The organism is Aerococcus urinaeequi, assembly GCF_001543205.1.
In the GTDB taxonomy this organism is placed as follows: Bacteria; Bacillota; Bacilli; order Lactobacillales; family Aerococcaceae; genus Aerococcus; species Aerococcus urinaeequi.
This window is the reverse complement of the sequence record NZ_CP014162.1, coordinates 1,042,411-1,054,983: the sequence shown is the minus strand read 5'-3', so window position 1 is coordinate 1,054,983 and position 12,573 is coordinate 1,042,411. Positions and strand designations below refer to the sequence as shown.

The following is a 12,573-nucleotide window of genomic DNA, read 5'->3' as shown; positions in this document are numbered from 1 at the left end:
CTAAACCATTTTGGCTTTGCGATGATGCATCACGAGGTTAGCATACTCATTTTTGATTGCATGAAAGTCGTCAACTTTTAACCATTCATACATTTTGCCACCATACATCGTCAATTGTTGTTCAGCAACCGCTGTACCATCATGCTTTAAGTTAGCGTAATGGTGAACGTAGGCATTGGCTCTCTCTCGGTCTAGATTAAAGTAATCCATCATGGTTCCCACGATATCATCCAATTGCCCATCTGATAAGGTCATATGTAGGGCTTTATTTCGCATATCTACGAAGCCAAATAATAGGCCTGTATTAAGAAAAATTTCCGTATCCGATAGATTTTCTGCATCGTTTGTATGCATTAAATCTAATAGTTTCAGCATATCCACTTTTTCAGCTGATAATTGTAAGCTTTCAGCCATGGCATTAGAGGTTGCTGTTGCCGTAGCCTCATTAAAATGTTGCGCGAAGGCTTTTGACGAAAGTGGTAAATCCTTATAGTTGGTTGCCGGTACAACTCGCTCAAAAGTATCGTTGTACACGAAATACTTGCTGCCATCTTTACTGGCTAACTGAAAATCAGCTCCTTCTGGATACCAATAAATACCCGCTACAGTTGGTTCCAATTCAGCAATTTTATTAATGTCGACAAGAAGTACGCTCTTACCATCCATCACTTCAGTTTGCGTATCCGTCGCAGCAAAAAAACGCCAACCACTATCACTTGGCATCAAGCTCTTTTCACGGAAGGCCCATAATAATGGTTGCTTACCTTCAAGTAGTGCTACCGAAGCTAAACAATTACCGCCGTTTGGAATCAATTGCTTGGTCATATTTATCCTCCGAATATTGTTGTAGATTAAATGTTGTTGTTGAATAGATTTGTCTGTATACATTTTAGCATAAAAATTGGCAAAAAATAATTATCCATTTGCCGAAAATGTGCGGTTTATAATGGTTGTTAGCGATTGTATAAAATCCGCTTCTTGATCAATCATTGGGGTATGCCCCGCATCCGGTATAATGATCATTTCTTTTGTCGGCGCTTGAACTCTTTCAATCAATTTTTCTGCCTGACTTCTTGGTACTTGGATATCATTTTCCCCAGAAATCAGGTAAAAAGGCATACTAAATTCAAGGTCGCTTGTATATATATCTGTCGCCAATAATTCTCGATACAAGCGCTGGTTGAGTAACATACGGGCTAGCATTTCCTGGTCATCTGCTGATAAATTATCTGCCTGATTGGTTAACAATAAAGGTAAATATTGAACAAAGTCAGCTGTGCCAAACCCTAATTCACGCTGAACGGCCCGCAAAATCGCCGCCTCATAAGCTAAAGTCAAAAAATCATCCGGATTAGGATAGTCAGCTGAAATATCACTTAACTGATCAAGTAGATCTTGACGCCCTAAACTTGTCGCCAATTCACGCGTCTGACTTAGAGCCACTGCCTCATCCTCAACCGGTGTTACCACTTGCCCAATCCCTACATAGAAAGCCACATCATCCGGATGGTCAAGCACATAAGAGGCCCCTAACGCCGACCCCCATGAATGACCAATAATACCCACTTGATCAACCCCATAACGGGCCTTGGTGTAGGCAACTAAATCCGATAAAGAAGCCTGTAAATCGACCATATTAGGTTCTACACTTGGATTAGCTTCATAAGTTTGCCCCGCACCAATCTGATCCCAAAAAAGGACATTCACTTGATCAGATAAACCAGCCAAAGTATCCGCTTGGTTCGTATAAGAAAAGCCCGGACCCCCATGGAGGAAAATTGCCACCGGTAAGCCTTCACCCTGACCCACCTCATACACATACTGGTCTAGTCCATTCAAATGCAGAAAATGACTCTCTTGAATGCCCGAATCTCTTTGCTCAACCACTGGTAAATCAGCCTCTTTTGCATTAAATTGCTTTAACGCTTCTTCTCCGTTAGCCTCAAAAGCTTCCGTGAAAAAAGACGGCTCTTCATCCAAGCTAGCAACCTCTTTATCCACATTCGCCGTATCCAAGTCTACACCCGTATCCTGGTGGTTTAACCCACAACCAGTGAGTACAACGCTGGTTACCAACAATACAAACCAGTTTTTCATACCGTCTCCCCCCTCTTTTCTATCATTATATAGAAAAAGACGCAGTGATAAATCACATACGTCCTAAAATAAAATAATATTCCTTTATCGGTATTTTTCTAAACACTAGCAGAAGTAAGCCAACGCTATTTCATCTTTTTCTCGATTTTCTTTTCGGTTTTCTTCGCTACTTTAGGTATAACACGGTAGTTTTTCCGGATAAATTTTGGGAATTTTTGTTTATTAATAATTTGCACAAAAGTATCAGATGTATAAACCGCAAGCGCAATAGCCAAGGCAGTAAATAGCGTACCTCCTAGTTCAGTAAAGCCTTGGGCCGTGTCCCCTTGAATAAAGGCTAATGCCGTCCGGTACATGCCACCTCCTGGCACAAAGAGGAAGAAGGCTGGAATAAAGAAAACTGTTACTGGCTCTCGAAAAATACGCGCATACATCTGGGAAATTAAGGCAATAACCAAGGAACCAAAATAAGTAGCCATTATTTCTGAAAAACCACCAAGATGTATACTTATCAGATAACTACCCCAACCAGCAATATTAATAAGTGGTGTCCAAAATAGAACTTTTCGTGGTCCTTCAATCGTTAAAATTGCGAATAAACCTACCCCATAAGCACCTATTAATTGTAAAATTATATCCATTACCTTCATTAATATAAACCTCCAATCAAGGCAAGACCCAGTGCTGCGCCTAAGGCAATCATTAAGGCGTTCAAAAAGGCTTCTGTTGCTCTAGAAACGCCCGCAATGTAGTCTTCATGGAAAATATCACGTAAGGAGTTGGTAATCGCTGTTCCTGGAACCATTGGCATCAATGTAGAAATAATTACAATATTGATATCTGTGTTCGATAATACGTAGGCTTGCATTAAATAAGCAGCAACTGTTACAACAAGTGCTTGAATAATATTTGAAAAACCTTCACTAATATAGTATTTATCTACTAGACGGTATAATAAGGCTAAAATAAAGCCATTAATTGTAGCCATGATTAACTCGTTAATCCCCCCGCCAAAAAGGAAAGAGAAGGCTGCAGCTAAGCCAACTACCCCGATTGATACTTGTAATTTTGAATATTGTGGCTTCTGGAACCGAATAACCTGTAACCGCTCATAAGCTTCATCAATTGAAATATTACCCGAAGTCAATTCACGTGAAATGTGATTCACCTGGGTGATTTTATTTAGATTGTTAGAACGGCGTGTAATTCTCTTAATACCAGTAAACCCAGAACCTTCAAAAGATGGGTCATCAAGGGTCATATAGAGACCTGTTGAAAGAGAGATTGCTACTGCATATGCTGCATTTGACGTTGTTAAAATACGGTTCATCGTATCTTCAACACGATATGATTCTGCATTACTTTCTGTCATAATTTGCCCAGCTAACAGGGCAGTTTCTAAAATTTTCTTATTTAAATCTACCATTTTGACCCACCCTTTCTCATAATCCACGGCTATTGTACCATAGGTCATCAAAGAATAAAGTTGTCATTTTCCATGTAAACGTATCCTTTTTCAACCTGTCTTCTAATCCAAGTCAGGTCAAATTTATGCTATAATTGCCCCGACTAATTAGATGAAGGAGCAATTGAATATGATTACCATGGCAGGCATGATCGGTGTTGGTAAGACAACTTATACCAACCATATGGCAGAAATGTTTCAAGCAGAACCACTTTTTGAGGAGGTATCAGAAAATCCTATTTTGGATGCATACTACAGCGAACCAACCAAATATGCTTTTTCACTGCAAATTTACTTTTTAAACCAACGCGTTAAAAGTATTAAACGCGGGATGAAATTAGACCGTGCAATCCTAGACCGGTCAATTTATGAAGATGCTTTATTTACTCAAGTAAATAATATTAACGGCAATATATCGGATGTAGAATGGCAACTGTACCAAGACTTATTGGCCAATATGATGGACGATATTCGTATTATTTCAGAATCAACCAACCAATCACCAGAATTACTTGTCTACTTACATGCGCCTTTCGATTTAGTCCTTGAGAAAATCAAGCGTCGTGGTCGTCCATACGAACAAGTAGAAGGTCGACCAGATTTACTAGCCTACTATAAGCAACTGCACACCTTATATGATGAATGGTACGAAAACTATGACCATTCAGCTAAAATGGCCATCGATGTTAGCCAATACGATATCCTAACCAGTAACGACCAAGAAATCGTTGCCAAAAAGATTCAAGACAAATGGTCAACACTCTTGGTAGATTCACAAATATAATTTATTGCAAATAATGCACAACCTCATTTAAGTAAATAAACCGTTTTCTTTTAAAATAAGCGTAATTAGGGCGCTTTCAAAATAAAAAGTTTGTAATTATTGTGATTATTTTCTCAAATATTATTTCATTTTTCTCTAAAATTTGATATCATGTGAAAGTATTTGAGGAAAATATAGAAGATATTATGAAACCGCTGTATTGAAATTGTTTTTTAATATCAAAATAATTAAACAAAAAAAGGGAGATCATTATGTCTACAGAACAAACACAAGAGAAAAAACCAGGCGTTATTGACCGCGTCCTTGGTGCCTTACGTGATATTTTTGCGCCAAACTTAATTGCCCTGATGGCTGCCGGTATTTTACAAGGGATTGTCATCCTATTAAATACTTTTGGTATTATTTCACCAGAAAATGCAGAAAACTTTATTTTATCAAACATTTCATCTGCAATTTTCTACTTCTTACCAGTATTATTAGCTTATTCTTCAGCTGAAGTATTCAAAACTAATAAAGTACTAGCAGCAGCAGTTGCGCTATTCTTATTACATCCAGATGTTGTCATGTCTATGGAAAATTATATTCCAGGATCAGACTTCTTTGGTATTCCAATTGCCAATACTGGTACATATAACAACTCTGTTATTCCAATTATTTTAATTATCTGGGCACAAAGCTATATTGAACGTGCTTGTAAAACATTTATTCCAGAAATTGTCCGTGGTATCTTTTTACCAGTAATCACCTTGACATTAACTGCCATTCTTGGTGTTTTATTATTAGGACCAATTGGTAACCTATTTGGTGAAATCTTAGGTGCTGCGTTAGCATGGTTAACTGGCGTTTCTAGCTGGATTGTACCATTATTACTCGGTGCTTTTGGTTTATTCGTTGTTATGGCCGGTGGTCACTACACGCTATTCCCAATTGCCACTCAATTGCTAGCAACAGTAGGTTACGATAACATTATGTCACCAGGTCTATTGGCTTCTAACTTAGCTTTAGCCGGTGCGGTTACAGCTGTACTAATCAAAACAAAAGATAGAGAATACCGTTCTTACTCACTATCAGCGGTTATTACTGCTTCCCTAGGTGTATCTCAACCAGCACTTTACGGTGTGGCCTTACCAATGAAAAATGTATTGATTGCGTCTATCCTTGGTGGTGGTATCGGTGGTTTATATGCAGGTATTACAAACTTTGTACTATTTGCTTTTGTAAACCCAGGTATAGCAGCTGTCCCTGCTTTCATCAACCCAGATGGTTCATTCGGTAACTTCATTAACGGTATCATCACTATGGTGATTTCATTCGGTGTTGCTTTCTTATACGTAATGTTTACGCCCTACCATGAATTACCAGAAGACCAAATTAAAGAAATCACTGCAGAATAATAAGATATCTACACTAAAGTCCAGCCAGGGAAACTTGGTTGGGCTTTTTTATATGCCAGTAACTCTTGAATACGTTTACTATAAGGGATATAGTTGAAGAGTAATTCAAGGTTGATTGTAGGAATAACAACCTTTTACGAACATTTTTTTTATCAAAGGAGAGAAAGTATACATGTATTCAACAGAAGAGAAGATTCAGTTTTTAGCCGACTTAATTGCTATCGATTCAGTTAATGGCAAAGAAAAACAAGTTGCCGAACATATCCAAGCCTTTCTAAAATCTCATGATATTGATTCAGAAGTGATTGATTTAGGTGACGGCCGTGCAGACCTAGTTGCAAACTATGGTTCAGGTAAACCTGTCATCGGTATCTCTGGTCACATGGACGTTGTTGCAGCTGGTGATCCGTCAGCTTGGGACTTTGATCCATTCAAGATGACTGAACATGAAGGTAATCTTTATGGGCGTGGAACCGCTGATATGAAAGCTGGTGTAGCTGCATTTATATTCGCTCTTATTGAAATTAAAGAAAATAACTTATTAGAAAAAGGTTCTATTCGTTTAATGCTGACAGCCGCTGAAGAGAGTGTTCAAACTGGTTCAGCTCACTTCCATGAAAACAAGTATATGGACGACGTTGATGCATTAATTATTGGTGAACCAACTGGTAATGTCATCAATACGGCTAACAAAGGCTCTATGAACTTTACAATTCACTCAAAAGGTCGTGCTGCTCATTCATCCATTCCACGTGTTGGTGTGAATGCTATTACACCATTACTAAAATTTGTTTTACGCATCGAAGAAGCTATGGAAGGAGCCATTAAAAACGTTGAATTTTCAAGCTTTGACTTCTCTGACGTAATTGTAAACTTTGGTGGTGTTGAAGGTGATGAAGAAGGTAATAAGGCTTTAAATGATTTCTTACGGTCTACTTTCTTAACAAACTCAATGTTCACTGGTGGTATCCAAATAAACTCCGTGCCAGATACAGCTTCAGCTTCATTTAATGTCCGCACAGTAAATGAATTCGACAATGAAAAAGTAAAAGCTTTATTCAACGACGTATTAGCAGAGTTCAATGAGGCTGATTTTGATCTAGAAATGTCATTAGACTTAGCGCCTGCAATCACAACAGGGGAAAATGATTTTGTTGAATTAGCACATAAACTAGGTGAAGATATTGTCAAAAAACAATTCATGGTTGGTCCAACAACAGGGGTAACTGACGCTTCTAACTTACTATTAAGTAAAGATGAAGACTTCAAATTTATTATCATGGGACCAGGTCAAACAAGTTTAGCCCACCAAGTAAATGAACACGTATCAAAAGACGAATACTTAAACTATATTGACCTATACATCCAATTAATCACTCAATACGCAAATAAATAGTTTTTTTAAGAGCTTGTTAACCATTATGGTGCAAGCTCTTTTTTATTATATGGAGAGCATACTCTTAAAACCCGTTTTGTTTGCATGATATAAATATATCCTTTAGTATATAAGTATCAAAGCTTTAAGGAGGCTATAAATTATGGCAAGAATTGCAACTGTATTGGCTAACTTATTTGAAGACTCTGAATATACTGAACCAAAGAAAGCTTTAGAAGCAGCAGGACATGAAGTCGTCACAATCGGTATGAAAGCCGGTGAAACTGTTCGTGGTAAAGCTGAAGGAACTGAAGTAACTATTGAAAAATCTATCGATGAAGTAGAAGCGAAAGATTTCGATGCCTTATTAATTCCTGGTGGCTATTCACCTGACCAACTACGTAAACATGACAGCATGTTAGACTTTGTACGTCATTTTGACAGCAACAACAAATGGATTTTCACCATCTGCCATGGTCCTCAATTATTGGTAAATGCTGAAACCTTAAAAGGTAAAGACATTACCGCAGTGAAACAAGTGGCAATTGATGTGAAAAATGCTGGTGCAAATTTCTATGACAAAGAAGTTGTGATCGATGAAGCTGGTAAATTAATTTCAAGCCGTACGCCTGAAGACTTACCTGCATTTGATCAAGCAATTGTCGATGCATTGAAATAAATTCTAAAATAGCTAAAAGCAAGCGTTACATCTGAATAGGTGTAACGCTTTTTTTGATAACACTTTTTATAGAAAAAAACTACCTCGCAAAAGGTAGTTTTTTGTGCCTTCAACTTATTAGCCAAATGTTTTCTTAACCCGTTGAATATAAGGCACTTTGTCTATTCTGACCAGGACTAGGTAGGCAATTAATGACCCTGATAATGCCCCTAAGATAAACCGCGGTGTATAGACAAACCAATACATACCTTGGGCAGACCCTGTAAACCAGACCATGATTGGGTAAGAGAGTAAGGACCCAATCAAGCCTGTTCCAATAAATTCGCCTATTATAGCACCAAGATATGTATTCATCCATTTATAACCCACACCAGCCAGAAATGCCCCAAATACGGCACCAGTAAGTGCTAGCGGTGGAATCCCAAACAAGATCATCCGGAGAATCCCACATGCGAGTGCCATCACTGTCCCATATACGGGACCCATCAACACAGCAGCAATCACATTCATCACACTAGACATTGGGGCAATCCCTTCCACCCGAAAGAGTGGTGAAAGGACAACATCCATGGCTATCATCATGGCTAAGATCGTCATTTTTTGTACTTTATTATTTGTCAACATGTTGGATACCCTCCGGCCAAGTTTCAAAATTAAAAGCCATTTCCCAGAAATTAAATTCCATTCTAGCACTTATGACAAATGCGGAAACCATACTATCCTTTTCTTCCTGACTAGACTCAGCGTACAGACGGTTCAATAGGGCACATTCCTTTTTGATAGCCTCACTTGCTTCTTCCCCACCGTATGTCTCAATCCATCTTTGGTAGATTGGGACAGGTGACGTCACATTTAATTGTCTTAACCGTTGACCAATTTCAAAATACAGCCAAGAACATGGCAATAAACTAGCCGCCGCAATCGCATCATTATTTTCCACTAACTGCCGGTACATATGTGACACATAGTGGTAAGCAGTTGGCGCAACGCCGGTTCCTTTTAATTCGTCATCCGTTACCGCCAATTCTTCAAAAAAGTTGGCACGAATCGCTAATTCACCTTCCGCTAAATGGCCGGCATTTTCAAGCATCTGCGTCTTTAATGCAGGCTCTTCAGTAATTTCCGCGACTTTCTTATACAGTGCTGAAAAGTGACGCAAATAATAAGCATCTTGGATCAAATAGTAACGGAAGTTTTCAATAGGCAACGTCCCATCTTGTAGCTGCAAAATAAAAGGATGGTTGAAACTCCCCTCCCAAAAGGGTCTCGTTTGACTGCGGGCGATTTCTGTAAAAGTTTTTTCCATTAAATCATATTCTCCAATCTCATAATCATATTGCCGACGATAATTAAACTCATGCATAAAACAATAGCTGGTGTAGACATTTTCCAATGACGGTACTGGTGGCGAGGCTGGTCTTCAGAGAAACCTCTAGAATACATGGCTTCTGCGTACCGATCCCGCCAATTGAGGGCTAGAAAGATCACTTTCACATAATAGAGAGGTGACCATGGATATAATTTCTTCCCCCTTAATAAACTGGCATCATGCATACTCTTGATTTCCCTTTGAATTTCAGGCACAGCATGTATCACAACCAACAATCCATAGATAAAAATAGCCGGTACTTTATACTGTTCAAAAATTAGTAAGCAGTCTTGTAAATCAACGGCAACCATAAATCCTATTCCTAAAGCCGCAAAGGCATAGGTTCTAGTGAATAATACCCAAGCGTCATCTAGGCCACTTCCTTGGATATAGACCGACCAAAAAGTGGTGATGGCAGGAATAAAAGGTAGGGCTAACAAAAATACCAGTACGCCAAACCGTTTTTTAACAGCTAAGTAGGTCACAACCATCAATAAGACATAAATATTCAGCCAAACCGAATAGGTAAAAGATATTTCAATCGTGAACAAGAATACCAAGGCCAGAATAGCTGGAATCGCTGTTTTCTTCTCTTCCATCAATTATCAAACCTCCTTCAGCACTTGATTGGACAAGTGAATATGATGATCACTTACACTTTCCAGCGGACCAAGGCGATGAGACACAATCAAGAAATCCGTATCTCTTTTCTTGTCTTCAATCCAATCCGCAAAGTAATCACTGGCTTTCAGGTCCAAACCCGCAAAAGGCTCATCCAGCATTAAAAACTGGTGGTCTAGACTCAACAAGGCGATTAATTGCACCATCTTCTTCTGCCCCTCGCTTAAATGATATAAACTTCGGTCTAAAACGTGGCTGATATTCAAGTCTTCAAGTGCCTGCATCTGTCGGTCACGAATTTCACCAGCATCTTCATTTGGAAACCGTAGCTCACTCGCTACTTCCAACGTCACAAATTGTTGGGCTGCATCTTGAACAGCCAAGGTGAGTGATTCGTATAAGCTTTTCTTGCCCCAAAACCTTGAAAGTCTCCGGTCCTGAAACCGCATCTTGCCCTTGTAAGGGTGTAACTGGGCCATGGCCTTTAACAAAGTCGATTTCCCCGCCCCATTATCGCCAGTTAAGGTGGATACGCCCTTTTGAAAAGTGAATTTTTCTTGGTGAAGCAAGGTTTTATCGCCTTGTTTGATGGCAATATTTTCCAAGGTGAAAGCTGATTCGCTGCTAGCTTGACCACTAGTCAACAATGGAATAGGCGCTTTTTCCGGCAAGGTGGTTACATCTGCTTCAGAAAGTTGGCCATCTCGCATGATAAAGAATCGGTTGATTAGCCCCTTATAGTCAGTCAACTCATGGTCTACAACCACAATCAACTTGCCTTGCTGTCTCAATTTCGCCAATACGTTAATCAAGAAAAGTCTAGAGGCTGGGTCAATTGATGCAAAGGGTTCGTCTAAAAAGAAAACTGGTGGATTGACTGCAATCAAGATGGCCAAGGCCGCCCGCTGCTTCTCCCCACCTGACAGGGTCATCAAGTCTTGCTCTAATAAATGTCTGATACCCAAATCATCAACCGCTTGATTTAAGCGTACTTTGGCCTGATCATAAGGTAGACCGCAATTTTCTAAGGCAAAGAAGCATTCTCGTTCCAGGGTTCGCATGGTAAATTGTTGACCCGGATTTTGAAACATCAACCCGATTTTCTGAGCTTTTTCTGGAATAGTATAGTCTGACATCCGCTGGCCATCCATTACAACATTCCCTTGAAAGCTTGCACCATTGAAGCCAGCTATGGTATGGATGAAGGTGCTTTTCCCGCTACCACTATCACCTGTCAGTAAGATAAAATCGCCTAGCTGCCAATCACAAGAAACCCTGTCTAGGATGACGGTCTCATTTTTCCGGACGGTCAAGTCACTAATTTGTACTAAGGCACTCATTGGGCAAATCCTTTGGCTTGGACCCTGTTGAATAGGCTAACGATTTGTTTAGTTAAAAAGACACCGAAAAATGTCACTGAAATCAGACGAACTAAGAATAAAGCCACGACAAAACCAAGGTCATAAGTCGCGTAGCCAAATTTGAAGAATTCAAAGGCAAAACTAAATACTGTTGTCCCAATGGCACCATAAACTAAAGTAGTCGTATCATAGCGTTCGTATTTGGTAACAAAGAAGCCCGCTTCAGTACCCAGTCCTTGAATTAAGCCAGAAAGTAAAACGCCAGCCCCAAAATATGACCCATATAGCATCTCGGCAAGGGCGGCAAAGACCTCACCTAACAAGGCACTACCCACTTTCGGGATCAACATACCCGCCACTGGCGCTGCAATCGTCCACATACCAAATAGGATTTCATTGGCAAATGGCGTTAAACCAAACGGTGTTAATAGGGACACTAAAATGGCATATAGGACACCAGCGCCCATAAATACGGCTCCAAATAAGAAAGCTAGAAATGCTAAAAAGATGACGTCGGGCAAGGCCCATTTAAATTTTTCCATCAAAAAAACCCCTTTTCCTATATTTTAAAAATAGAGGCATAAGGGGTGAGCAAAGGCGAATTCGCTTCTTGTTTTAAACACTTTAATAAACTATCCAGACACACTTGGTCCGATAGTTTCCGTATCATAAACATTTTTACATTTCCCTTCGCCAGTATTAACTGTGTCAGGTTCAATGGGTATAATCTCAGCTTTCGGCACCCCAAATGTCACTACTATATGAATGTATCTCCGATACTAACACATCGATTTAGAAAATGAAAGCGGCAATTTATATAATGTTTTTCAATTACAACAGAAAATAGCAGTATAATGCATATAACCTTGCCTCATTTTTTATGATTTTCTTACTTTATTAGAAATATCAAGGAAGTAAAAGTAGCGGATATATCCGTCTATCAATTTAAATAAAATAGAACTGAGATATAGTATTACGAAGGAGCGAAAGAGATTAAGATTATTGATGTATTTCAGAGCGAACTCAATATGACTATTCCCTTAGAGTATATTGGTCGAGTCCGGTGAATGATTCAGTGTAGATTCAATTACAGATGGTCAAAAATATGATGTCGTTAGAGCTGGTTTATATTTTAAATTACTCAATATTTCTCAAACTTTATATAAAGTATTTTCGCTACTTTTCAAATTCAATCCAAAAAGGCACTAAATCAATATTATCAAAACCTTGATTTAGTGCCTTTTTTTAATGGACTGGCAGGGGCTCGAACCCTGGACCCACTGATTAAGAGTCAGTTGCTCTACCAACTGAGCTACCAATCCAAATGTAAATTTTATCTGCAATAGTAAAAGTTTACGCCCATTTTTGGGAAAAATCAAGGGTTTGAACTCAAAAATCGCATTTGGTTTTTTTATATAATAAAAAGAC

Annotated in this window: 13 protein-coding genes, 1 tRNA gene and 1 riboswitch; of the genes, 4 read left to right on the top strand and 10 right to left on the bottom strand. The window is 39.0% G+C overall.

The window, feature by feature from the left end; translation table 11 throughout:
* From AWM74_RS04720 to AWM74_RS04705, 4 genes are all read right to left on the bottom strand, one after another.
* Positions 1 to 825: an immunity protein Imm33 domain-containing protein gene (locus tag AWM74_RS04720; RefSeq protein WP_034258011.1), complete on the bottom strand. Its 825-nt coding sequence runs from the start codon at positions 823 to 825 to the stop codon at positions 1 to 3.
* A gap of 90 nt (positions 826 to 915) precedes the next feature.
* Entirely contained in the window at positions 916 to 2,097 is a 1,182-nt protein-coding gene (locus AWM74_RS04715) for an alpha/beta fold hydrolase (RefSeq protein WP_026465565.1), read from the bottom strand.
* A gap of 125 nt (positions 2,098 to 2,222) precedes the next feature.
* The gene (locus AWM74_RS04710; protein WP_026465564.1) at positions 2,223 to 2,747 is read right to left on the bottom strand and encodes a threonine/serine exporter family protein; all 525 of its coding nucleotides are present in this window, start codon (positions 2,745 to 2,747) and stop codon (positions 2,223 to 2,225) included.
* Positions 2,747 to 3,523 (bottom strand): threonine/serine exporter family protein, encoded by a 777-nt coding sequence (locus tag AWM74_RS04705; RefSeq protein WP_026465563.1) that lies wholly within the window; start codon positions 3,521 to 3,523, stop codon positions 2,747 to 2,749. The genes AWM74_RS04710 and AWM74_RS04705 overlap by 1 nt, the downstream gene beginning before the upstream one ends.
* A 169-nt stretch (positions 3,524 to 3,692) precedes the next feature.
* Between AWM74_RS04705 and AWM74_RS04700 the strand changes: the two genes are divergently transcribed.
* The 4 genes from AWM74_RS04700 (at position 3,693) to AWM74_RS04685 (ending at position 7,794) form a co-directional block, all read left to right on the top strand.
* The gene (locus AWM74_RS04700; RefSeq protein WP_026465562.1) at positions 3,693 to 4,346 is read left to right on the top strand and encodes a deoxynucleoside kinase; all 654 of its coding nucleotides are present in this window, start codon (positions 3,693 to 3,695) and stop codon (positions 4,344 to 4,346) included.
* Positions 4,347 to 4,597: 251 nt separating this feature from the next.
* Complete coding sequence (locus AWM74_RS04695) at positions 4,598 to 5,740, top strand: PTS sugar transporter subunit IIC (RefSeq protein ID WP_051218160.1); 1,143 nt, start codon at positions 4,598 to 4,600, stop codon at positions 5,738 to 5,740.
* A 172-nt stretch (positions 5,741 to 5,912) separates the two neighbouring features.
* The gene (locus AWM74_RS04690) at positions 5,913 to 7,136 is read left to right on the top strand and encodes an ArgE/DapE family deacylase (RefSeq protein ID WP_034258009.1); all 1,224 of its coding nucleotides are present in this window, start codon (positions 5,913 to 5,915) and stop codon (positions 7,134 to 7,136) included.
* Positions 7,137 to 7,278: 142 nt separating this feature from the next.
* Positions 7,279 to 7,794, top strand: coding sequence for a type 1 glutamine amidotransferase domain-containing protein (locus tag AWM74_RS04685; protein ID WP_026465560.1), 516 nt, complete (start codon positions 7,279 to 7,281; stop codon positions 7,792 to 7,794).
* Positions 7,795 to 7,911: 117 nt separating this feature from the next.
* On the opposite strand, the gene thiW is transcribed toward AWM74_RS04685, so the two are convergent.
* From thiW to AWM74_RS04655, 6 genes are all read right to left on the bottom strand, one after another.
* Positions 7,912 to 8,415 carry an energy coupling factor transporter S component ThiW gene (thiW, locus tag AWM74_RS04680; protein WP_026465559.1) on the bottom strand — a complete coding sequence of 168 codons (504 nt, stop codon included), beginning with the start codon at positions 8,413 to 8,415 and terminating at the stop codon, positions 7,912 to 7,914.
* The gene (gene tenA, locus AWM74_RS04675; protein WP_026465558.1) at positions 8,405 to 9,100 is read right to left on the bottom strand and encodes a thiaminase II; all 696 of its coding nucleotides are present in this window, start codon (positions 9,098 to 9,100) and stop codon (positions 8,405 to 8,407) included. The genes thiW and tenA overlap by 11 nt, the downstream gene beginning before the upstream one ends.
* Positions 9,100 to 9,762 (bottom strand): energy-coupling factor transporter transmembrane component T family protein, encoded by a 663-nt coding sequence (locus tag AWM74_RS04670; RefSeq protein ID WP_026465557.1) that lies wholly within the window; start codon positions 9,760 to 9,762, stop codon positions 9,100 to 9,102. The genes tenA and AWM74_RS04670 overlap by 1 nt, the downstream gene beginning before the upstream one ends.
* 6 nt (positions 9,763 to 9,768) lie before the next feature.
* Positions 9,769 to 11,124 (bottom strand): ABC transporter ATP-binding protein, encoded by a 1,356-nt coding sequence (locus AWM74_RS04665; RefSeq protein ID WP_026465556.1) that lies wholly within the window; start codon positions 11,122 to 11,124, stop codon positions 9,769 to 9,771.
* A complete protein-coding gene (locus tag AWM74_RS04660; RefSeq protein ID WP_026465555.1) occupies positions 11,121 to 11,687 on the bottom strand; it encodes an ECF transporter S component in 567 nt (188 codons plus the stop codon). The genes AWM74_RS04665 and AWM74_RS04660 overlap by 4 nt, the downstream gene beginning before the upstream one ends.
* Positions 11,688 to 11,813: 126 nt before the next feature.
* Positions 11,814 to 11,902, bottom strand: a riboswitch (TPP riboswitch).
* Between the two features lie 492 nt (positions 11,903 to 12,394).
* Positions 12,395 to 12,467 (bottom strand) — tRNA-Lys (locus AWM74_RS04655).
* Positions 12,468 to 12,573: the final 106 nt, after the last annotated feature.

Bases quoted from the DNA above. Each gene is read 5' to 3' on its own strand.
- AWM74_RS04720 (WP_034258011.1), bottom strand. From the start codon at position 825: ATGACCAAGCAATTGATTCCAAACGGCGGTAATTGTTTAGCTTCGGTA.
- AWM74_RS04715 (WP_026465565.1), bottom strand. From the start codon at position 2,097: ATGAAAAACTGGTTTGTATTGTTGGTAACCAGCGTTGTACTCACTGGT.
- AWM74_RS04710 (WP_026465564.1), bottom strand. From the start codon at position 2,747: ATGAAGGTAATGGATATAATTTTACAATTAATAGGTGCTTATGGGGTA.
- AWM74_RS04705 (WP_026465563.1), bottom strand. From the start codon at position 3,523: ATGGTAGATTTAAATAAGAAAATTTTAGAAACTGCCCTGTTAGCTGGG.
- AWM74_RS04700 (WP_026465562.1), top strand. From the start codon at position 3,693: ATGATTACCATGGCAGGCATGATCGGTGTTGGTAAGACAACTTATACC.
- AWM74_RS04695 (WP_051218160.1), top strand. From the start codon at position 4,598: ATGTCTACAGAACAAACACAAGAGAAAAAACCAGGCGTTATTGACCGC.
- AWM74_RS04690 (WP_034258009.1), top strand. From the start codon at position 5,913: ATGTATTCAACAGAAGAGAAGATTCAGTTTTTAGCCGACTTAATTGCT.
- AWM74_RS04685 (WP_026465560.1), top strand. From the start codon at position 7,279: ATGGCAAGAATTGCAACTGTATTGGCTAACTTATTTGAAGACTCTGAA.
- tenA (WP_026465558.1), bottom strand. From the start codon at position 9,100: ATGGAAAAAACTTTTACAGAAATCGCCCGCAGTCAAACGAGACCCTTT.
- AWM74_RS04670 (WP_026465557.1), bottom strand. From the start codon at position 9,762: ATGGAAGAGAAGAAAACAGCGATTCCAGCTATTCTGGCCTTGGTATTC.
- AWM74_RS04665 (WP_026465556.1), bottom strand. From the start codon at position 11,124: ATGAGTGCCTTAGTACAAATTAGTGACTTGACCGTCCGGAAAAATGAG.
- AWM74_RS04660 (WP_026465555.1), bottom strand. From the start codon at position 11,687: ATGGAAAAATTTAAATGGGCCTTGCCCGACGTCATCTTTTTAGCATTT.